This window comes from Bacillus sp. ATD, from assembly GCF_050585765.1.
GTDB lineage: Bacteria > Bacillota > Bacilli > Bacillales > Bacillaceae > Bacillus > Bacillus stercoris.
On sequence record NZ_JBOBQH010000001.1, the window covers coordinates 1 to 21,449 of the forward strand.

The following is a 21,449-nucleotide window of genomic DNA, read 5'->3' on the forward strand; positions in this document are numbered from 1 at the left end:
TTTTTTGGGCTGGCTTTTGGTATTACGCTTGCTCTTCAAACAGCTTTGCAATCTCAACGATGACATTTACGGCTTTGACCATGTTATCGGCTGAGATGTATTCAAATTTGCCGTGGAAGTTTTCCCCGCCGGTAAAGATGTTTGGCGTCGGAAGTCCCATGTAGGATAGCTGCGATCCGTCGGTGCCGCCGCGGATGGGGGAAATTTTCGGTTCGATGCCGAGGTTTTCCATCGCTTGCTTGGCAATGTTGACGATTTCGATGACAGGTTCAATTTTCTCTCTCATGTTGTAGTACTGGTCGTTCATATCCAGCAAAATCCGGTCTTGCCCGTATTCGTTCTGAAGTTCTTCAACGGCGCGCTTCATTGTTTCTTTTCTGCTTTGGAAGTTCTCTTTGTCAAAGTCTCTGATAATGTAGTGAAGCTTTGTTTCCTCTACGTCTCCTTGAATCGACAGCAGATGGTAGAAGCCTTCATAGCCTTCTGTATATTCAGGCGCTTCGTCAGCCGGCAGCAGGCTGTTCAGCTTCATCGCGATTTTCGCAGAGTTGACCATTTTCCCTTTTGCCGTTCCGGGATGTACGTTGTTGCCTTTAATCGTAATTTTCGCGGCAGCGGCATTGAAGCTTTCGTATTCAAGCTCGCCGAGCGGGCCGCCGTCAACCGTGTAGGCAAAGGATGCATTGAACCGTTTCACATCAAATTTGTGCGGTCCTCTTCCGATTTCTTCATCAGGCGTAAAGGCGACTCTGATTGTGCCGTGCTTGATTTCTGGGTGTTTGATGAGGTAATCCATGGCCGTCATGATTTCAGCGATACCGGCCTTATTGTCTGCGCCGAGAAGGGTGGTGCCGTCTGTGGTGATGAGTGTGTGGCCCTTATAGCCAGACAGCTCAGGGAATTGATCAGGTGACAGGGTAACCTGCAGCTGTTCGTTAAGAACGATGTCATTACCATCATAGCTTTCGATGATTTGCGGATTCACGTTTTTGCCGGTAAAGTCTGTAGCGGTGTCGACGTGAGCGAGAAAGCCGATTGTCGGCACGTCTTTTTCAGTATTGGAGGGGAGCGTCGCCATGACATAGCCGTTTTCATCAATGGCTGCATCCTGCATGCCGATGGACTTCAACTCATCAACGAGCATGTTTCCTAATGTCAATTGGCCGGGTGTGGAAGGACAGGTGTCAATGGATTCATCGGACTGTGTGTCGACTTTTACATATGTAGTAAACCGTTCAATGATTTCTTCTTTCATTTCCAATCATCTCCTTTGTCTTATTTTATCATGGCGGGCTGAGAGATTTCTATTGCACAATACCGTTTCGAATGGCAAAAACGACAGCCTGTGTCCGGTCTTGGGCATTGCATTTTTGCAGGATGCGATGCACGTGGGTTTTCACAGTGCTTTCACTGACGAAAAGCTTTTCCGCAATGTCCTCATTTCTCAGCCCGTAGGCCATTTGCTGAAGAACCTCGAGCTCTCTTTTGGTGAACGGCTCTGCCAGTTCTTCGACATGAGTTTGCTGTTTCGCCCAAAATGTCTCACTAATAATTTTAGCGGCCGTGACTGTGCGGAAAATCGCCTCGCCCTTGGCCGCAGCGCGAATCGCATCTATCAATTCTTCAGGAAGCGCATCCTTCAGCAAATAGCCGACTGCGCCTGCACGGATGCCTTCAAATACATATTCCTCCGTGTCAAAGGTCGTTAAAATGACAATCTTTGTATCTGGAAGGGCGGACATGATGTCTTTCGCCGCTTCGATGCCTGAGCAATGCGGCATCTGGACATCCATGAGGATGACGTCAGGTTTTGTTTGTTTTGCGAGTGCTATAATATCGTGACCGTCGCCGGCCTCGCCAGAAACTGTCATATCCGTCTGGGCGTTGATGACGTACCGGAAGCCTTCACGCACAAGCGGCTGATCATCGGCAAGCGCGACGCGTATTTTATCTTTGTTCATCTTTTTGCTCCTTATTCGTTGTCGTGAGTGGCAATGACAGCTCAATTTGCAGGCCGCTCGGCTGTACGGCGCTAAAGGTAAGGGAACCGCCTGCTTTTTCAGCGCGTTCTTTCATTCCTGTCAGGCCAAAACCATAAGTAAGGCTGCCGGTGAATTGTCCGTCGTCGATGATTGTGACATAGAGATGGGTTTCGTCGTTAGAAATGACAGTCGCCGCATGAGAAGCGTCGGCGTGACGAATGATATTGGTCAGCGCTTCCTGCAAGATGCGGTAAATCGTTTCGCTTATGTTTTGAGGCCAAGACTCTTCTGACAGTCCGGCAGTATCTAAAGAAACATGCAAGCCGCTCCGTTCCTCCACTTGATGAATCAGCCCCCGCAAAGCGGTAAGCCCCACCATCGATTCACTTCGGCCCATTTGATGAACGACAGACCGCACTTCTTGAAGACATTCTCTGGCGACACTCAGTACATTTTGAATGACTTTTTCTGAATCCTCCTCGCTGCTTTTGAGGATATAGGGAAGAGATTGAAGCTGAACAATCACAGAAGTCAGCTCATGGCCGATGCTGTCATGAATGTCTCGGGCAATTCTTGTACGCTCCTCGAGGACCGCGTACCTTAATGAAAGAACAGATGCCTCCTGCAGCTCTGCATGCGCTTTCTGGAGTTCTTGATGAGCATGCTCCAGCTGCACATGCATTTTCGCCAATTCAGCATGATTTCGCTCAGCCTCCTTTCTCGCTTCTCGTCTGAAACGCATGGAGGAGAAGAGGACGTACAACCCGATCATGATCGAGATGTTGCTGACGATATCGTCCCAGCTGGTGTCAAAAACAGTATACAAAAGGAAAACATTGCCCCCAATTAGGCATACTGTAAAGATCAAAGACAGCCGTGCAGGAAGCTTTATGGCCGCATAAACCATTAAAAATACGAGTAAGAAAAAGGCGGCTCCCTGTTCTTGTCCTGAAACAGCCCAAAGAAAAACGGTCAGAAGCCAAAGCCCGACGAATATGCTCAAATGAACAGCAGCGGATGCCACATAGGGAATGACCCAAATGAATGCTAAGTACACCGCAAATACAAATGCCAACAAAATGGGGTCAGCTTTGGCTGGGTGAGATAAAAACTGTATGCAATTCAAAATGAGAATAAGGCTCGGCACAAGCTTCTTGTAGTGCCGAGCCGGAGATAGTCCGTTCATGCTGGTCCTTCTTTCAGTTATTGAATGGATACCTTGCCAGCGGTCAGCCGTCTGTATGCTTTATAAAGCATAATGTTACGGGCTGTGATGGTGCCGAGGGGAATGAAGAACATAGAATGAATAATGGCAATAAACATCTCGTTGCTTTCAGGAAGCCATGTTCTCGCGGCCATGCGCAAAGAAAGTATCACTAGAATGAGAATAACACTTCCAAGGGAGCCGCGTGAAGTGACTTTTCCGGTTTCCGGGTGAATCCGCACGTTTACCATCTTTCCAATGCCAAACCCGCAGGCCAGCCAGATCAATAATAAAATGCCGCTGATCGCCACATGTAATACGGAATGAAAATACGCCGGCTGAAACGATGCGGATACGCCCCATAACAACAGCAGCGGAATGATCAGCAGCTTTCCGGGTCTGACAGTTCTCTCCCTGTACATCGATAAAACAATAAGAATAAAGACAATAAAAATATAAGGGCTCATCGCCATGTCATCAAATCCTTTCTGCATTAAGCATAGCGAAAATAGGAAAGAAAAACGTCAACCGGCAGATTGATTTTTCAGCTGCTAGACTTGAATATATGAAGAAACTATTAATAAACGATTAAACTTCTTCAAAATAGGATGTGGAGCCGTCCTAAAAACTATATAATAATAGCAGGTCATTTTTTAGGAGGGTTTACATCATGGCAATACTTGTTACTGGTGGTGCCGGATACATTGGCAGCCACACATGTGTTGAACTATTGAACAGCGGCTACGAGATTGTTGTTCTTGATAATCTGTTCAACAGTTCGGCTGAAGCGCTGAACCGTGTAAAGGAGATTACAGGAAAAGATTTAACGTTCTACGAAGCGGATTTATTGGACCGGGAAGCGGTAGATTCCGTTTTTGCTGAAAATGAAATCGAAGCTGTGATTCATTTTGCGGGGTTAAAAGCAGTCGGTGAATCTGTTGCGATTCCGCTCAAATATTATCATAACAATCTGACAGGAACGTTTATTTTATGCGAGGCCATGGAGAAATACGGCGTCAAGAAAATCGTATTCAGTTCATCTGCGACAGTGTACGGCGTTCCGGAAACATCGCCGATTACGGAAGACTTTCCATTAGGCGCGACAAACCCTTATGGACAGACGAAGCTCATGCTGGAACAAATATTGCGTGATTTGCATACATCCGACAACGAGTGGAGCGTTGCGCTGCTTCGTTACTTTAATCCGTTCGGTGCCCATCCAAGCGGACGGATCGGTGAAGACCCGAACGGAATTCCGAATAACCTCATGCCGTATGTGGCACAGGTAGCCGTTGGCAAGCTTGAGCAATTAAGCGTATTCGGAAATGACTATCCGACAAAAGATGGGACAGGCGTACGCGATTATATTCACGTCGTTGATCTCGCAGAAGGCCATGTCAAAGCGTTGGAAAAAGTATTGAACTCCACTGGGGCCGATGCATACAACCTTGGAACAGGCACAGGCTACAGTGTGCTTGAAATGGTCAAAGCCTTTGAAAAAGTGTCAGGGAAAGAGGTTCCGTACCGTTTTGCGGACCGTCGCCCGGGAGACATCGCCACCTGCTTCGCAGACCCTGCGAAAGCCAAGCGGGAACTGGGCTGGGAAGCGAAACGCGGCCTTGAGGAAATGTGCGCTGATTCCTGGAGATGGCAGTCTTCTAATGTGAATGGGTATGAGAGTGAGGAGTAAAAATAGAGGCCTTCTCAATAGAGAAGGCCTTCTTTAAAGAACAAGGGTGCCTGTTAAGTACCATTGTAAGTTTTTTCAGCTCCGCAAATACCCCTTGAACCAATTCGAGCCGTCCCGTATAATGCTAATATTGGAAAGTGAAAAGGATATGATCAAAACAGTGGTTTTCTAGGGTTCCGCAATGCAAATTGGACTGTGACCGAGAGAAAACACATAGCAGCTAGGCTGTTATGACACGGTGGGATAAAAGCCCAGGAGTTTCTGCTCTTTTTGCGAGAGCGTTCTCCTGGGTTTTTTTATTTGCTAGAACAGAACTATGAGAAGGAGTGTTTTCGTGATGAAAAAGAGAATGCTGGATGTACTTATGCTTGTGATTGGCGCTTTTTTCTTCGCGCTTGCGGTTAATTTATTTGCGATTCCCAATGATCTTGGGGAAGGCGGAGTCACTGGGATTACGCTGATATTGTATTATCTGTTTCAATGGTCTCCCGGTGTCACGAACTTTATCTTAAATGCGTTTTTGCTTTTAATCGGCTATAAGTTTCTGGATGGAAAAACAACCGTTTATACGATCATTGCGGTCGCGGCAAATTCGCTTTTTCTTCATCTGACACATGGGTGGAGCATTCCGTCTGATGAATTGATTATTAATACGATTTTCGCAGGTGTATTTGCGGGAGTCGGGATCGGCATGATTATCCGGGTTGGCGGGACGACAGCCGGTTCTGCGATTCTGGCCAGAATTGCTAATAAATATTTAGATTGGAATATCAGCTATGCGCTCTTGTTTTTTGATTTAATCGTAGTATTTAGCTCTTATTTTATTATTGGTGCGGAAAAAATGATGTTTACGATCGTGATGCTGTATATCGGTACGAAAGTGATGGACTTCATTATTGAAGGTTTGAATACGAAAAAAGCCATTACGGTCATTTCGGAAAATAAGAGTGAGATTGCAGAGCAGGTAAATACCTTGATGGATCGGGGCGTGACGATTTTATCAGGGAAGGGAAATTATACGGGCCAATCAAAAGAGATTTTATATATCGTCATTAACAAACAGGAGCTTTCCATGCTGAAAAAAATCATTAGAAGCTGCGACAAAAAGGCGTTTGTAATCGTTCATGATGTACGCGACGTGTTTGGCGAAGGATTTGTGGACATATCAAAATAAAGAAAAATCCCTCTGTACTTGAAGCAGAGGGATTTTTTCGTTTAGAACGGATATTTGCGGTATTGCTTCTGGATCGAAATCCATTTCGTCACAGTAAATTCCTCGACGACCCACGGATTGCCGAAGCGGCCGACACCGCTTGCTTTGTTTCCGCCAAAGGCAATATTCGGTGAATCATTGACGGACTGGTCGTTGACATGGGTCATGCCGCTGTCAATTTGCAGGGCGAGCTTTTCGCCTTTTTCTAAATCAGAAGTGAAAACCGCAGAGCTGAGGCCATACTCGGTATCATTTGCCATGTCAATCGCTTCCTGATCGCTGCCGGCTTTGATAATGGTTGCGATTGGGGCAAACAGCTCCGTTTGGGCAATTTTGCTGTTGTTGTCCGCGCCGACAAAGACGTACGGCGTGAGTACGTTTCCGACACGTTTTCCTTCAACCGCAAGCTCTATGCCGTCTGCCTTTGCCTGCTCAATGATCTCCAGCGCTTTCTCGATTTGGCGCTCGTTGATCAGCGGGCCGACAACGGTTTTCGGATCGGTTTGATCGCCGTACGGAAGCTGTTTGACACGGGAGGTGAATTTTTCTACAAACTCATCGTATACATCCTGATGAACGATGATCCTGTTGATAATCATACAGATTTGTCCCTGATGAATAAATTTTCCGAAAATCGCGGCATCCACAGCACGATCGACATCCGCATCTGAAAGGACGGCAAATGGATTGTTGCCGCCGAGCTCAAGTGCCATCCGTTTGAAGGCACGGCCGGCGATTTCACCGATGTGGCGCCCGACTGCTGTTGATCCCGTAAAGCTGATTAATCTCGGGATTGGATTGGTGAGCATGCCGTCCCCGATTTCCTTTACATCCGCCAGCATGACGTTAAGGACACCGGCAGGAAGACCAGCGTGCTCAAACGCTTTCGCAATGATGGTTCCGCCGGAAAGAGCGGTTTGGATATCAGGCTTGTGAACAACGCTGTTTCCCAGCGCAATCGCGGGCGCAATCGTTCTCATAGATAAATTCATCGGAAAATTAAATGGAGAAATCGATGAAATGACACCGAGCGGAAGGCGGTAAATCTTATTGATTTTCCCCTCAATGTCGGATGGAACTTCTTTGACGCCACCTAATTCACCAGTATACGTCATGGCTTCATCTAAAATGGCAACCGTTTGTTCCAGCTCAATCGTTGATTTCATAATCGTTCCGCCAGTTTCGCGGGCAATCATCAAGATGATGTCATCGCGGTTTTCCTGTAAATAGCCGCGCGCTTTTTGCAGCACGGCTTTTCGGTCTTCCGTCGTGCTTTTGGCCCACTCTTTTTGGGCTTTCTGTGCAATGTCAAACGCATCCTCCAGCTGTTTGCCCGTTGCCAAAGATGCTGTTGTGATCACAGACTGGTCATACGGATTCAAAATGTCCTCCGTACGTCCGCTTTCTCCCTCAGTCCATTTTCCGTTGATAAAACTTTTGTTTAACGTTTCGAAACTCATAAGATGACCCTCCTTTTGGTCCCGCATATCCTCTTCTATTTCCGCTGACGCCAATATGTAAACGAATGAGGTTCCCTTTCAGTTTTTCGTCTATCTATACCGGATATACTCTTTTTTAGTGGAGAACATGTGTATTTCGCCTTATACTGAATATACAGATCCTTGCATAAGAGAGGAGACTCTATGAAATCGCTGCTGGCTATTTATCCCGGTTCGATTGTGTCTGAGGAGCTTTGCATAAGGGAAGGCTGTCTATGTTTTTTTGATGAGAGCAGTCAGAGATACATCTCCATTCCGAAAACAGAGATCAGCGAAAAAGAGGTATTGGTGCTGCAGTCATTTTTGACGGCTGCGGATGAGGGCAATCAAATATCTATGAAATCACCGGAGGAAAACAAGTGGTTTTCGTTCCTTTTTTCAAGAGGAGAATTGCCGGCGAATATAAAGAAACGGACAAGGTTTGTTCACTTTCATTTATTCGGCAAAATAGACAGGACGTCCTTTACGGAAGCGGTACGCCATTTTTGGCCGGTGGCTTTTGTGATTGTGTGGATCCATGAGGACAGAGGCGTCATTGTTGAGCAGGAAAGTGAAGCTGCGGCGGAGAAGGACGAACTGGAATCGCTCGCTAAGGTTCTTGAAAGTGATTTCTACTTCAGTGTCCGTTTTTACGCGGGAAGATTTTACGAGCCGGATGAGTGCCTGCGAAAACATTACGCTCGTGAACAGGCGTATTTCCTGTTTGCTGAAAAACGGCTGCCTCAGGTGCAGAGTGTGACCTTTGAGATGATTTTTCCTTTCATATTATTAGAAACAGAAAAAGAAAAATTGGCAACGCTGCTATCTGAAGAAGCTGAGCTTTTATTTGGAAGTGAATCTGAGCTAAGGAAGACCATTAAGCTGTTTATTGAAAACAATTCAAACGTCACATTAACAGCGAAAAAGCTGCATCTGCATCGCAACAGTCTGCAATATCGGATTGATAAATTTATTGAGCGGTCAGGGATAGATATCAAATCGTACAAAGGTGCGCTTCTTGCCTATTTTATCTGCCTGCAAAGTGAAAGTTCAGAATAAATTGGAAATATGCACGAAAAAGGGCTGGGTGATTTTATGAACGCTGCCCATTTTAGCGAAAGGAATTTGCTGTTACACTCAATGTAAGAAAGCGTTTACAATAACAAAGGGGGATGTTAGATGGCTGAATTGCGGATGGAGCACATTTATAAATTTTATGATCAGAAGGAACCGGCGGTTGATGACTTTAACCTTCATATTGCCGATAAGGAATTTATCGTATTCGTCGGCCCGTCCGGCTGCGGGAAATCAACGACGCTGCGGATGGTCGCAGGACTTGAAGAAATTTCGAAAGGCGATTTTTATATTGAAGGAAAACGGGTCAATGATGTAGCGCCAAAGGACAGGGATATCGCAATGGTGTTTCAAAACTACGCGCTCTATCCGCATATGACGGTCTACGATAATATCGCGTTCGGACTGAAGCTTCGGAAAATGCCGAAGCCAGAAATTAAAAAAAGAGTAGAGGAAGCCGCTAAAATTCTCGGGCTTGAGGAATATTTGCACCGTAAACCGAAAGCGCTGTCAGGAGGACAGAGACAGCGGGTCGCGCTTGGGCGGGCAATCGTGCGGGATGCAAAGGTGTTCCTGATGGATGAGCCTTTGTCAAACCTGGACGCGAAGCTGAGGGTGCAAATGCGGGCGGAAATCATTAAGCTCCACCAGAGACTGCAAACCACAACGATTTATGTGACGCATGACCAGACAGAAGCGCTGACGATGGCGACACGGATCGTAGTCATGAAAGACGGGAAAATCCAGCAGATCGGGACGCCGAAGGATGTATACGAGTTTCCTGAAAACGTCTTTGTCGGCGGGTTTATCGGATCACCGGCGATGAACTTTTTCAAAGGAAAGCTCACGGATGGCTTAATCAAAATCGGTTCTGCGGCATTAACCGTCCCGGAAGGAAAAATGAAGGTGCTGCGTGAAAAAGGCTACATCGGCAAAGAGGTCATCTTCGGCATCCGTCCTGAGGATATTCATGATGAATTGATTGTCGTGGAATCGTATAAGAACTCCTCGATTAAAGCAAAAATCAATGTCGCAGAGCTGCTCGGTTCAGAAATCATGATTTATTCGCAGATCGACAACCAAGACTTTATTGCACGGATCGACGCCCGCCTCGATATTCAATCAGGCGATGAGCTGACGGTTGCATTTGATATGAATAAAGGCCATTTCTTTGACAGTGAGACAGAAGTGAGAATTCGATAAGATCAGCAAAACCGGACATGGAGACATATCCGGTTTTTTGTTCTTTGTTTGCGAGGTTTACGGAAAAAACGGCAGCGGGTAGTGGTTGGTAAGAGAGGGGAGATAGAGATGTGGAATGCGGCAATGTGGGGCGGGATATCGGGCTCTGCTGTTTTGCTGGGCGCGCTGGCGTCCATGTTTCTTCCGATTCGCAAACAGATCATCGGCTATATTATGGCTTTTGGCACAGGTGTATTAATAGGCGCGGCCGCTTACGAGCTTCTTGGGGACGCAGTAGCAGAGGGCGGAATCGTGTCGACAGGCGCGGGATTTATTGCGGGAGCTGTTGTGTTTACGATTTTTGATTACGCGGTTTCCAAACGGGGCGCGTCACAAAGAAAAAGATCGGGACAAACAGCTGTCGGCGGCGGAATCGCCATTTTTATCGGCACGATCATGGATGCTGTCCCAGAATCGATTATGATTGGCGCCAGCCTTCTCGAAGAACAATCGGTCAGCTTTCTTTTGGTGATCGCCATTTTTATCAGCAACATCCCTGAAGGGCTGTCTAGTACAGCAGGACTGAAAAACAGCGGGTACTCGAAAACGAAAATTATGCTGCTTTGGGCCGCGGTGCTCGTGATTTCAATTCTTGCCTCATGGTCAGGGTTTTTCTTTCTTGACGGCGCTTCTGAAGAAATCATGTCAGCGATTGCAGCATTTGCGGGCGGAGGCATCATTGCGATGATTGCTTCAACGATGATGCCTGAGGCGTACGAAGACAGCGGTCCGATGACAGGTTTAATCGCCGCACTCGGCCTGTTAACCTCGCTGGTTTTGAATCAGTTTTCTTAAATGTGAGCCGTTCATGATTTCATGTCCGGTTTTTGCTATTGAAAATCTCAGAATCAGACCGATGAAAAAGGAGGAAGAAATAGACAGAAAGCAGGGAACCGATGAAACGTTTTATCTTAAGCATCTTTCTTTTGGGAAGCTGCTTGGCTCTTGCGGCTTGCGCTGATCAAGAGGCGAATGCAGAGCAGACGATGCCCAAAGCGGAACAAAAGAAACCGGAAGAAAAAGCAGTACAAGTTCAGAAAAAAGAAGACGATACAGCCGGATGGATCAAAACAGAGACACCGGCAAAGCTGCCGATTTTGATGTACCACAGCATTTCCTCAGGAAACAGCCTTCGTGTCCCAAAGAAAGAATTCGAAGCGCATATGAAGTGGCTGCACGATAACGGCTATCAGACATTAACGCCAAAAGAGGCGTATCTCATGCTGACGCAGGATAAAAAGCCGAGTGAGAAATGCGTGCTGATTACGTTTGATGACGGCTACACCGACAATTATCAAGACGCGTATCCGGTGCTGAAAAAGTACGGGATGAAGGCGACGATTTTTATGATCGGCAAATCGATCGGACATAAGCACCATCTGACAGAGGACCAAATGAAAGAAATGACACAGCACGGCATATCGATTGAAAGCCATACAATTGACCACCTTGAACTGAACGGGTTAACGCCTCAACGGCAGCAAATCGAGATGGCAGATTCGAAAAAACTGTTTGACAACATGTTTCATCAGAAAACCACCATCATCAGCTATCCGGTAGGGCGCTACAATGAGGAGACGCTGAAAGCCGCCAAAGAAACGGGCTATCAAATGGGCGTGACGACAGAACCGGGCGCGGCTTCGAGAGACCAGGGAATGTATGCCCTCCATCGCGTGCGCGTGTCCCCAGGCATGTCAGGCTCGGCTTTTGGTGCGTACATCGAATCAATGAAATAAAAAAAGGCGGCGCTTAATCGCCGCCCCCTCCGCCACCACATCCGGAATCGCTAAAACCCCCGTCACTGCTGCATCCATCATGGTGTGAGCCATGATCTGAATAGCCGAAATACCCGCTGTCCGCCTGCTGGCGGCTTTTATGCTCCGATGGCTGCGGCTGAATGACTGAAAGAAAAACAATAATAGATATAAACAATAAGATGATCACAATCACTTCTCACCACTCCCTTTTTTCACCATATTTGTTATACGGATGAAACGCTGACCGGTTTCATTTCAAAGTGATCGATTCTTTCAGGCGGTCTCTGAGCCAACGCTTCAGCACCCCGTGTCCTTTGTTTGACAATAAAGTGCCGACACGCCAATACATAGGAGGATGAGGGGCGAACTGAAAATCAATCAATCTGAAAAGCCAGCTTTTATCCCGGGTGAGAGAGTCAATTTGAAGCTCGTCTTCATCTGCTTCAGAGCTATAGGCACTTTGTTTCTGTATGTCCTCATCCTGCCGAACCGCCAAGATTCTCAAGGCTTCAGCCATTTGTTTGTAACCGCCCTCCAGCAAGGATGCGCCAAGGTTGTCAGCACGCACCTCCATCCATTGTGAACAAAAGGATTGATAGAGCTGAAACAGGACAATGATTGCCATAATGAAAGCCCAAAGCGCAATTTTGTGGGCCTCGGGGTGGATGATATGCTGCTCAAACAAGAGGATAATCCCAACGACAGCTCCAAGATAGAGAAAACGCAAAATCTGTGATGACAGTACATCACGTTTTTTAATATGAATCGCCTCATGGGCCAGAATGCCCTCGATGACACGCAGCGGCAGGGTTAGTGTGGCGCTTGTCAGAATGACCATTGACCTTCCGACATTCATGCCGACTGCCATTCCGTTGTAATCATCACTCTCCGTTTCGTATATGCGGACATGGGAAATGCCGGCCTTGCGGAAAATCTCGTCAGCCGCTGCCTGTACATGCGGATGATGACAGGGCTTGGCGTCCATCGCCGCCCGCAACACACGGTCTGACATATACATGTTGAATACCCAATACAGGATAACCGCTACAGCCATGATCCATGGAGAGGCGTGTAATGCGTATAACACGAGCACCAATAAGGCGTAAGCGGATATCCCTTTTACGCTGGCGGCAAAATAAAGTTTCCCGAGCAGCCGCTTCACATTTTTTCTATGATAAAACGGCAAAACAGAAATCACATTGTCCACATTGATTTCTTCATCTGCGTATTCTCGGAAAATCGTTTTCCATTTTTGCGGTTCCTTCACCGTCAGAAACAGTGTTTCGCCGGGAAGAGACAGTTTAATGACTTGCTGAAAGCTTGTTGTCAAATCTAAACGGGATGAATACATCGTCAGAAGCGGATGGAGCTTTAAGAGATCAGCCGTAGATTCAATCTGAATGTCCTTCAAATCGGAAAGCGGATATGTACGGGTTTCATAGTGTGAGCTGATATGCAATTTTTCTAAGGCTGCTGAATAGAAAACCTTTACACTGAAAACATTCAGTATTCGCTTCACCAGTGCTCCTCCACCGGAGATCATGCCGAGAAGGATTACATATTTGAGAGGGCTTGGGTCAGGTCCATAGATGAAAAAAATAACAGCCCCTGCAAACACAATGGCAGTCAGCATAATGTCTGACAGGAGACGTGTTTTGTTTTTGGCAAGCTCGATTTCCTGCCAGTCTCCCGAAGGTTTTTCCGCACGCTCTGAAACAATGAGATCCATTGCGGTCCAATAGCAGTAGAACATTGTCGCGATTGAGACAATGCCGTCCATGAATGAGAGATGAGAGAAGATGTAAGCTGCAGCGCCGACCCATAGAACAATATCAATCCAGAAGTCTATGGCCGGAATGAGTTTTGCAGCCAGGGCTGATATCAAATAAAATCCCAGCCCGAGAAGCATAAAGAGAAATAGATGAGTTCCCATAGGCATGCCAAATTCCTTTCTATCTAGTATTTCCAACTATTACTATAGCATGGGATGGGAACTTGCAAAAATACGGACATGCAAAAAGCAAGCTCTTTCGTTTTCCGAAGAACTTGCTCCGAGGTGTATCAATAAAATTGGTGCAGCAGCAATAAGGTTAAGGATACTGTAATCGCTCCCCCGATGCGGGTAGACACCTGGGCGAACGGCATCAGCTCAAGCCTTTCCGCCGCGCTTAAAATAGCGACGTCACCGGTGCCGCCTTGCCCTGAATGGCAAGCATTAATAATGGCGGTTTCAATCGGATACATGTTCAGCCATTTACCAGTGAAGAAGCCGACGGCCATCATGGTCACAACGACAGACAGAATTGTAATGATATTGCTGAGGTTAAAAGCAGCGATAAGCTTGTCCCACGGCGTCATGGATACCCCGATCGCAAAGAGCAGCGGGTAGGTCACAGCTGTTGAAAAGAAGCGGGATACTCCAAACGCGCCATTTTCAATTGAGGCAGGCGCCAATCTGAACAGCTTGATTAGAACAGCCAGTAACAGCATGGCAACGGGTGCCGGAAATCCGAAAAAATCATGGGCGAGCATGCCGACTAAGTATAAAGAAACAGCAAGGATACCGCCTGACGCAAATAAAGAAAGGTTGAACATGTGCTGACCGCTCTGTGATTCCTCCAGCGCAGGGGACTCTTCTTCGGAGCGGTCCACTTTGCCGTTTCCAGTCCATTCCGGTTTTTTCTTTCCAATTCTGTTTAATAAGCCCGCTAGAATAATCGCGCACAGGCTGCCCAGCATAATCGATGGGAGAACAAGTGCAAACGCTTCCCCTTGAGAAATGGGCATGATGTCAGAATAGCCAATGGACAGTGGGATAGCACCTTCTCCGACTCCTCCGGCCATGATAGGAATAACGATATACAGCAGTGTATGCTGAAACCCGAGTCCGAGCAATGTCCCGACAGCCAGTCCGACAATAGCTGCTGTGACAGAACCGACAATAAGCGGAATAAAGATTTTCATGAATGCTTTTACGAGTGTTTCTCTTTTCATGCCGAGGATGCTTCCGACGACAATACCGGCGATAAACAAATATAGAAAGTTTGAGTTTTCTGTAAATTCTGTTGTGGATTTGACGATATCATTAGGCAGCAGGTGATAGTACACGACAGCGGATGGAATAAAAGTAGCTAGGATGGCCGGGCCGCCGATAGACCGAACAATCGGTATCGATTTGCCGATTTGGGCAAAGGTAAACCCGAAAAACGCCATGACGGCAATGGATGTCAGAATGTCACTTTTTACATCGTGATGCATAACAAAAACAGTGATTAATATAAACAGCAAGGCATACACAGGAAGCGGTATGATGCCTACTTTTATATTCATGGCTTTCGCAAACCAATTCTCTTTTCGAACCCCTTCGTGAATTGTATCCGTTTGCAATTGCATGTGTGTTTGAAGCTCTCCCATTGAAAAACCTCCCCCTATTCTTGATGCAGTGAAATTGTTCACTATGTTAAGTATACTGAAAAATTGAAATTATTAATATATTAAAAATTTACTATTCAGCTTTTCTCCTCTTGCCGGCTTAAATGGAAAGAGGCATTCTGACTAAAATCGGTTTATGACGGAATGCTGAGACTCGAGTGCTGAAGCGGGTGTGAGCATTTTGTTCGCAAGGAACGATGTGTTGATGTACGATGATAAAGGGTCATTTATCCTAGCAGCCGACATAAATAAGCAACAAAATAGACAAAAAACCGTCACATAGTATGGGACTTTTTAGGTGTTTTAGGCTTTATTTTTGAAATGAATCGTTGTAAAGTACTTAATATGAACCAGTTAGAGATTGTGTCAATTTGTCAGTCTAGCAATCTTGCATCATATTGGACGACTTTTTGACACATTTGTGAAATATTGAACAATATTTTTTTCGTCTATTTTGTGAATTACTGATCAAAGTTTTGGTTCTATTTGTGAAGTGGTGAGCAAATTAGTAGTTTCAACCGGAAATGGAGGAGAAAGCATGAGTGAATTGGTATTAGCCCGCATACAATTTGCATCTACAACGTTGTTTCATTTCTTGTTTGTGCCGATGTCTATCGGGCTTGTGTTTATGGTTGCGTTGATGGAGACTCTTTATCTTGTGAAGAAAAATGAGCTGTATCTCAAAATGGCAAAGTTTTGGGGACACTTATTCTTAATAAATTTCGCAGTCGGTGTTGTAACGGGGATTTTGCAAGAATTCCAGTTTGGACTGAACTGGTCTGATTACTCCCGTTTTGTCGGAGATGTATTTGGCGCTCCGCTTGCGATTGAAGCCCTATTGGCGTTTTTTATGGAATCTATTTTTATCGGATTATGGATATTTGGCTGGGACCGCCTGCCGAAGAAAATTCACGCTCTCTGCATATGGCTCGTATCATTCGGAACGATCATGTCATCTTTCTGGATTTTAACAGCAAACTCCTTTATGCAGGAGCCAGTCGGCTTTACGATCAAAAACGGCCGCGCGGAAATGAATGACTTTGGCGCGCTGATCACAAACCCTCAGCTTTGGGTTGAATTCCCGCACGTTATTTTCGGTGCGCTTGCCACCGGGGCTTTCTTTATTGCCGGAGTGAGTGCTTTTAAACTATTGAAGAAAAAAGAAGTGCCGTTCTTTAAGCAATCTTTTAAACTCGCAATGATCGTCGGCCTATGTGCAGGTCTTGGCGTCGGCCTTAGCGGACACATGCAGGCTGAGCACTTAATGGAATCACAGCCGATGAAAATGGCTGCCAGTGAAGGCCTATGGGAAGACAGCGGTGACCCTGCTGCTTGGACCGCTTTTGCGACGATCGATACTAAAAATGAAAAAAGCTCAAATGAGATCAAAGTTCCTTATGCCTTGAGCTACTTGGCTTATCAGAAATTCAGCGGAAGTGTCAAAGGGATGAAAACCCTTCAAGCTGAGTACGAAAAAATATACGGAAAAGGCGACTATATTCCGCCGGTCAAAACGACATTCTGGAGCTTCCGCATCATGGTTGGCGCAGGCGTTGTCATGATTCTTGCAGCGTTAGGCGGCCTTTGGCTGAACCGCCGCAAAAAGCTTGAAAACAGCAAATGGTATTTGCGCATCATGATCGCTTTGATATCCTTCCCGTTTCTCGCGAACTCCGCGGGCTGGATTATGACAGAAATCGGGCGTCAGCCTTGGACGGTTATGGGCTTGATGACAACGGCTCAATCCGTGTCGCCTAACGTAACAGCGGGCTCCTTGTTATTCTCAATCATCGCATTCGGTGTGATGTACATGATTCTGGGCGCGCTGCTTGTCTTCTTGTTTATCCGTGAGATTAAAAAAGGTGCCGAGCATGATGATCATCATGAAGTGCCTGTATCAACAGATCCATTTAGTCAGGAGGTATACCATGGCATCTCTTCATGATCTTTGGTTTATACTCGTTGCTGTATTGTTTGTAGGATTCTTCTTTTTGGAAGGCTTTGATTTCGGGGTCGGCATGGCGACCCGTTTTCTTGGCCATAATGAATTAGAACGCAGAGTGCTGATCAACACGATCGGGCCGTTCTGGGACGCGAATGAAGTCTGGCTTTTGACTGGCGCAGGCGCCATTTTCGCGGCATTCCCAAACTGGTATGCAACGATGCTGAGCGGTTATTACATTCCGTTTGTCATAGTGCTGCTTGCGTTAATGGGCCGCGGGGTCGCGTTTGAGTTCCGCGGCAAGGTGGATCATTTAAAATGGGTAAAGGTTTGGGACTGGGTCGTTTTCTTCGGCAGTCTGATTCCTCCGTTTGTGCTTGGTGTTCTGTTCACGACATTATTCCGCGGGATGCCGATTGATGCCGACATGAACATTCACGCACATGTATCTGATTATATCAATGTATATTCTATACTTGGCGGTGTGACGGTAACACTTCTTTGCTTCCAGCATGGATTAATGTTTATCACGCTGCGTACGATTGGTGATTTGCAAAACCGCGCCCGGAAAATGGCGCAAAAGATAATGGGTGTTGTTTTTGTAGCGGTTCTTGCCTTCGCGGCCCTTTCTGCGTATCAGACAGACATGTTTACACGCCGCGGCGAGATTACCATTCCGCTCGCTGTTTTGATTGTCATCTGCTTTATGCTCGCGGCTGTATTTATTCGCAAGAAAAAAGACGGCTGGACATTTGGGATGACAGGCGCTGGTCTGGCGCTGACCGTGGGAATGATCTTTATTTCCCTATTCCCTCGCGTAATGGTCAGCTCGCTTCATAGCGCATACGATTTAACAGTAGCTAACGCTTCTTCCGGAGATTATTCGCTTAAAGTCATGTCAATTGCAGCATTAACGCTACTGCCGTTCGTCATCGGCAGCCAGATCTGGAGCTATTATGTCTTCCGGAAGCGCGTCAGCCATAAGGAGCCTATGACTTATTAATGGGAAAAGACCTGTTTCGATATAAAGGAATGAAGCGGATTCTCACCTTGATTACTTGTTTAACGCTGATTCAGACAGCCGCCATTATTATGCAGGCAGAGTGGCTGAGTGAGGCCGTAACCGGACTGTTCAACGGGAAGGGCATTACCTCCCTTTTTCCGATGATCGGCTTTTTCCTCATCGCTTTTATCGCCCGGCACGGGGTGACGGTGGCGCGACAGAAAATCGTCTATCAATACGCCGCTCGGACAGGAGCAGATTTGAGGAGAAGTTTTCTTGATCAGCTGTTCCGATTAGGCCCCCGCTTTGCAAAGAAAGAGGGGACGGGGCAAATGGTGACGCTGGCGATGGAAGGCATCAGCCAGTTCCGCCGCTACCTGGAGCTGTTTCTGCCGAAAATGGTCAGCATGGCGATTGTGCCTGCGGCGGTTGTCATTTATGTGTTTTTTCAGGATCGGACATCAGCCATCATTTTAGTGGCGGCTATGCCGATTCTGATCATCTTTATGATTCTCCTCGGCCTTGTCGCGCAGAGAAAAGCGGATCGTCAGTGGAAATCCTATCAGAGACTTTCCAATCATTTTGTTGATTCTCTTCGCGGGCTGGAGACATTGCGTTTCCTAGGTTTGAGCAAGTCACACAGCAAAAATATTTTCTATGTGAGTGAGCGGTATCGCAAGGCAACGATGAGCACACTCCGGGTGGCGTTTTTGTCATCATTCGCCCTCGATTTTTTCACGATGCTGTCGGTGGCGACAGTCGCAGTATTTCTGGGCCTGCGCCTGATTGACGGCGATATTTTGCTTGGCCCCGCTTTAACGGCGCTTATTCTGGCGCCTGAGTATTTTTTGCCGGTGCGGGAAGTGGGGAATGATTATCATGCAACACTAAACGGCCAGGAAGCAGGAAAAACCATTCAAGAGATTTTGTCGCAGCCAGGTTTTAAAGAAGAGACGCCGCTTCAGCTCGAGGATTGGTCCGATCAGGATGAGCTGAAGCTGTCAGGCGTGTCAGTCGGCCGTTCGGTGTCTGATATTCATCTCTCATTTAAGGGCAAGAAAAAAATCGGCATTATCGGTGCAAGCGGCGCCGGAAAATCAACATTAATTGATATTCTCGGCGGATTTTTGGAGCCGGATGGCGGGATGATTGAGGTTAATGGTACAAGCCGGTCCCATTTGCAGGACGGCAGCTGGCAGAAGAACCTTCTGTACATCCCCCAGCATCCGTACATTTTTGATGATACGCTTGGCAATAACATTCGCTTCTACCATCCAAGCGCTTCGGCAGAGGATACAGCCCGTGCTGCTGCGGCGGCGGGACTGGCGGAGCTGGTGGATAGCCTTCCTGAAGGATTAGAGGGGCGGATCGGGGAAGGCGGCCGGGCGCTCAGCGGCGGCCAGGCACAGCGTGTCGCGCTGGCCCGCGCCTTTTTGGGAAACCGTCCGATCCTGCTGCTGGATGAGCCGACCGCTCATCTTGATATCGAAACAGAATATGAAATAAAAGAAACGATGCTGGATTTATTTGAGGATAAGCTCGTTTTTCTCGCGACTCACCGCCTTCACTGGATGCTCGATATGGACGAAATTATCGTGCTGGACGGAGGCCGGGTTGCGGAAGTCGGGACTCACGATGAATTGCTGGCGAAAAATGGTGTGTACACCAAACTCGTGAAGGCACAACTGGGGGAAAGAGCATGAAGAAAGAAGAATGGATTTTGCCGTATATCAAGCAAAATGCCCGCCTGTTTGTTCTGGTTATCTTTTTGGGCGCGGTGACGATTTTTTCTGCTGCTTTTCTCATGTTCACCTCAGGGTTTTTGATTTCTAAAGCGGCGACAAGGCCGGAAAACATTCTGCTCATTTATGTGCCGATTGTCGCAGTGCGCACCTTTGGGATTGCGCGTTCTGTATCGCGATATGTGGAACGGCTCGTCGGGCATCACATCATTTTGAAAATCGTATCCGACATGCGCGTCCGCCTTTACAATATGCTTGAGCCGGGTGCTTTGATGCTGCGTTCCCGTTTTCGCACGGGGGATATGCTCGGCATTTTGTCTGAGGATATTGAGCATTTGCAGGATGCTTTCTTAAAAACGATTTTTCCTGCGATCTCAGCCTTGCTCCTGTATGCTGTGTCAGTGATAGCGCTCGGCTTCTTCTCTTGGCCGTTTGCCATATTGCTTGCGCTTTATTTGTTTGTTCTTGTTGTATTGTTTCCGGTTGTGTCTTTGCTCGTGACGAGAGCGAAGAATGCGAGGCTGAAAAGCGGACGGAATGTGCTGTACAGCCGTCTGACAGATGCAGTGATGGGTGTCAGCGACTGGATGTTCAGCGGACGCCGGCATGCTTTTATTGATGCTTATGAAAAAGAGGAACATGATTGGTTTGAGCTTGAACGGAAAAAACAACGTTTTACGAGATGGCGGGACTTTGCTGCGCAATGCCTTGTCGCCGGCCTTATTTTGCTGATGCTGTTTTGGACAGCGGGACAGCAAGCGGACGGCGAGCTCGCTAAAACGATGATTGCCGCTTTTGTGCTAGTGGTGTTTCCGTTGACGGAAGCCTTTTTGCCGCTTTCGGATGCCTTAGGCGAAGTGCCGGGCTATCAGGATTCTATCAGACGCATGAACAAGGTGGCTCCTCAGCCGGAGGCGTCACAAACAGAATCAGGGGCTCAAATGCTCGATCTTCAAGATGTCACCTTGGCCTTTCGTGATGTGACGTTTTCTTATGACAACAGCAGCCAAGTGCTTGACAACTTTTCCTTTACGCTGCGCCAAGGAGAAAAAATGGCGCTGCTTGGCCGGAGCGGCTCTGGGAAATCAACGTCGCTTGCATTAATCGAAGGCGCCTTAAAACCGGACTCCGGTTCTGTGACGTTAAACGGAGTGGAGACAGCGCTGTTAAAGGATCAGATTGCTGATGCGGTGGCTGTGTTAAATCAAAAACCGCACCTGTTTGATACAAGTATTTTGAACAACATCAGGCTCGGAAACGGAGAAGCAAGCGACGAGGATGTGCGCCGTGCCGCAAAGCAGGTCAAGCTGCATGACTACATTGAGTCGCTTCCTGACGGATATCATACCTCTGTACAGGAAACGGGCATCCGTTTTTCTGGTGGAGAGCGCCAGCGGATCGCACTTGCGCGGATCTTGCTGCAGGATACGCCGATCATCATCCTTGATGAGCCAACAGTCGGCCTCGACCCCATCACTGAGCGTGAATTGATGGAAACGGTGTTTGAGGTGCTGAAAGGAAAAACGATTTTATGGATTACACACCATCTCGCGGGAGTGGAAGCAGCCGATAAAATCGTATTTCTCGAAAACGGCAAAACGGAAATGGAAGGAACCCATGAGGAGCTGTTGGTGGCAAACGAACGATATCGCCGCCTGTATCACCTTGATGTTCCTGTAAAATAGAAGAC

At 47.1% G+C, this 21,449-nt stretch carries 18 protein-coding genes and 1 riboswitch; of the genes, 10 read left to right on the forward strand and 8 right to left on the reverse strand.

The window, feature by feature from the left end; translation table 11 throughout:
* Nucleotides 1–22: 22 nt before the first annotated feature.
* Genes pepT through ACQXR1_RS00020 form a run of 4 tightly spaced genes read right to left on the reverse strand, consistent with a single transcriptional unit; the run spans nucleotide 23 to nucleotide 3,659 of the window.
* Nucleotides 23–1,255 (reverse strand): peptidase T, encoded by a 1,233-nt coding sequence (pepT, locus tag ACQXR1_RS00005; RefSeq protein ID WP_430771505.1) that lies wholly within the window; start codon nucleotides 1,253–1,255, stop codon nucleotides 23–25.
* A gap of 49 nt (nucleotides 1,256–1,304) precedes the next feature.
* Nucleotides 1,305–1,961 (reverse strand): two-component system response regulator YxJL, encoded by a 657-nt coding sequence (yxjL, locus tag ACQXR1_RS00010; protein ID WP_430771506.1) that lies wholly within the window; start codon nucleotides 1,959–1,961, stop codon nucleotides 1,305–1,307.
* Nucleotides 1,948–3,168: a sensor histidine kinase gene (locus ACQXR1_RS00015; RefSeq protein WP_326275050.1), complete on the reverse strand. Its 1,221-nt coding sequence runs from the start codon at nucleotides 3,166–3,168 to the stop codon at nucleotides 1,948–1,950. The genes yxjL and ACQXR1_RS00015 overlap by 14 nt, the downstream gene beginning before the upstream one ends.
* A 17-nt stretch (nucleotides 3,169–3,185) precedes the next feature.
* The gene (locus ACQXR1_RS00020) at nucleotides 3,186–3,659 is read right to left on the reverse strand and encodes a DUF1453 domain-containing protein (protein ID WP_430771507.1); all 474 of its coding nucleotides are present in this window, start codon (nucleotides 3,657–3,659) and stop codon (nucleotides 3,186–3,188) included.
* 197 nt (nucleotides 3,660–3,856) lie between these two features.
* Here ACQXR1_RS00020 and galE point away from each other — a divergent pair, with 197 nt between their 5' ends.
* Nucleotides 3,857–4,876, forward strand: a complete 1,020-nt coding sequence (gene galE, locus ACQXR1_RS00025; RefSeq protein ID WP_430771509.1) for a UDP-glucose 4-epimerase GalE — start codon at nucleotides 3,857–3,859, stop codon at nucleotides 4,874–4,876.
* Nucleotides 4,877–5,033: 157 nt separating this feature from the next.
* A riboswitch (guanidine-I (ykkC/yxkD leader) is annotated at nucleotides 5,034–5,136 on the forward strand.
* Between the two features lie 77 nt (nucleotides 5,137–5,213).
* Complete coding sequence (locus tag ACQXR1_RS00030) at nucleotides 5,214–6,050, forward strand: YitT family protein (RefSeq protein ID WP_003242615.1); 837 nt, start codon at nucleotides 5,214–5,216, stop codon at nucleotides 6,048–6,050.
* Between the two features lie 41 nt (nucleotides 6,051–6,091).
* Here the strand turns inward: ACQXR1_RS00030 and ACQXR1_RS00035 are convergent, their stop codons facing one another.
* Complete coding sequence (locus ACQXR1_RS00035; RefSeq protein ID WP_430771510.1) at nucleotides 6,092–7,549, reverse strand: aldehyde dehydrogenase family protein; 1,458 nt, start codon at nucleotides 7,547–7,549, stop codon at nucleotides 6,092–6,094.
* Between the two features lie 183 nt (nucleotides 7,550–7,732).
* Here ACQXR1_RS00035 and ACQXR1_RS00040 point away from each other — a divergent pair, with 183 nt between their 5' ends.
* The 4 genes from ACQXR1_RS00040 to ACQXR1_RS00055 all read left to right on the forward strand — a co-directional run bounded on the left by ACQXR1_RS00040 (nucleotide 7,733) and on the right by ACQXR1_RS00055 (nucleotide 11,619).
* Nucleotides 7,733–8,626 (forward strand): PucR family transcriptional regulator, encoded by an 894-nt coding sequence (locus ACQXR1_RS00040; protein WP_430771511.1) that lies wholly within the window; start codon nucleotides 7,733–7,735, stop codon nucleotides 8,624–8,626.
* 120 nt (nucleotides 8,627–8,746) lie between these two features.
* Entirely contained in the window at nucleotides 8,747–9,844 is a 1,098-nt protein-coding gene (msmX, locus tag ACQXR1_RS00045; RefSeq protein WP_003242648.1) for a maltodextrin ABC transporter ATP-binding protein MsmX, read from the forward strand.
* 108 nt (nucleotides 9,845–9,952) lie between these two features.
* On the forward strand, nucleotides 9,953–10,678 hold the full coding sequence (locus ACQXR1_RS00050; protein ID WP_151257511.1) for a ZIP family metal transporter: 726 nt from the start codon (nucleotides 9,953–9,955) through the stop codon (nucleotides 10,676–10,678).
* A 101-nt stretch (nucleotides 10,679–10,779) separates the two neighbouring features.
* Nucleotides 10,780–11,619, forward strand: a complete 840-nt coding sequence (locus ACQXR1_RS00055) for a polysaccharide deacetylase family protein (protein ID WP_430771512.1) — start codon at nucleotides 10,780–10,782, stop codon at nucleotides 11,617–11,619.
* A 13-nt stretch (nucleotides 11,620–11,632) separates the two neighbouring features.
* Here the strand turns inward: ACQXR1_RS00055 and ACQXR1_RS00060 are convergent, their stop codons facing one another.
* From ACQXR1_RS00060 to cimH, 3 genes are all read right to left on the reverse strand, one after another.
* Nucleotides 11,633–11,833, reverse strand: a complete 201-nt coding sequence (locus ACQXR1_RS00060) for a hypothetical protein (protein WP_430771513.1) — start codon at nucleotides 11,831–11,833, stop codon at nucleotides 11,633–11,635.
* Nucleotides 11,834–11,890: 57 nt separating this feature from the next.
* Nucleotides 11,891–13,579, reverse strand: a complete 1,689-nt coding sequence (locus ACQXR1_RS00065) for a M56 family metallopeptidase (protein ID WP_430771515.1) — start codon at nucleotides 13,577–13,579, stop codon at nucleotides 11,891–11,893.
* A gap of 122 nt (nucleotides 13,580–13,701) precedes the next feature.
* Nucleotides 13,702–15,054 carry a citrate/malate transporter CimH gene (cimH, locus tag ACQXR1_RS00070; protein ID WP_069150586.1) on the reverse strand — a complete coding sequence of 451 codons (1,353 nt, stop codon included), beginning with the start codon at nucleotides 15,052–15,054 and terminating at the stop codon, nucleotides 13,702–13,704.
* A gap of 556 nt (nucleotides 15,055–15,610) precedes the next feature.
* On the opposite strand from cimH, the gene cydA reads away from it, so the two are divergent.
* The 4 genes from cydA to cydC are packed head-to-tail and all read left to right on the forward strand — an operon-like array spanning nucleotide 15,611 to nucleotide 21,444.
* On the forward strand, nucleotides 15,611–17,017 hold the full coding sequence (gene cydA / locus ACQXR1_RS00075) for a cytochrome ubiquinol oxidase subunit I (protein ID WP_014665915.1): 1,407 nt from the start codon (nucleotides 15,611–15,613) through the stop codon (nucleotides 17,015–17,017).
* The gene (cydB, locus tag ACQXR1_RS00080) at nucleotides 17,001–18,017 is read left to right on the forward strand and encodes a cytochrome d ubiquinol oxidase subunit II (protein WP_003244559.1); all 1,017 of its coding nucleotides are present in this window, start codon (nucleotides 17,001–17,003) and stop codon (nucleotides 18,015–18,017) included. Before cydA ends, cydB begins: the two co-directional genes overlap by 17 nt.
* Nucleotides 18,017–19,720 (forward strand): thiol reductant ABC exporter subunit CydD, encoded by a 1,704-nt coding sequence (cydD, locus tag ACQXR1_RS00085; protein WP_276354345.1) that lies wholly within the window; start codon nucleotides 18,017–18,019, stop codon nucleotides 19,718–19,720. The genes cydB and cydD overlap by 1 nt, the downstream gene beginning before the upstream one ends.
* Nucleotides 19,717–21,444 (forward strand): thiol reductant ABC exporter subunit CydC, encoded by a 1,728-nt coding sequence (cydC, locus tag ACQXR1_RS00090; protein WP_430771516.1) that lies wholly within the window; start codon nucleotides 19,717–19,719, stop codon nucleotides 21,442–21,444. Before cydD ends, cydC begins: the two co-directional genes overlap by 4 nt.
* Nucleotides 21,445–21,449: the final 5 nt, after the last annotated feature.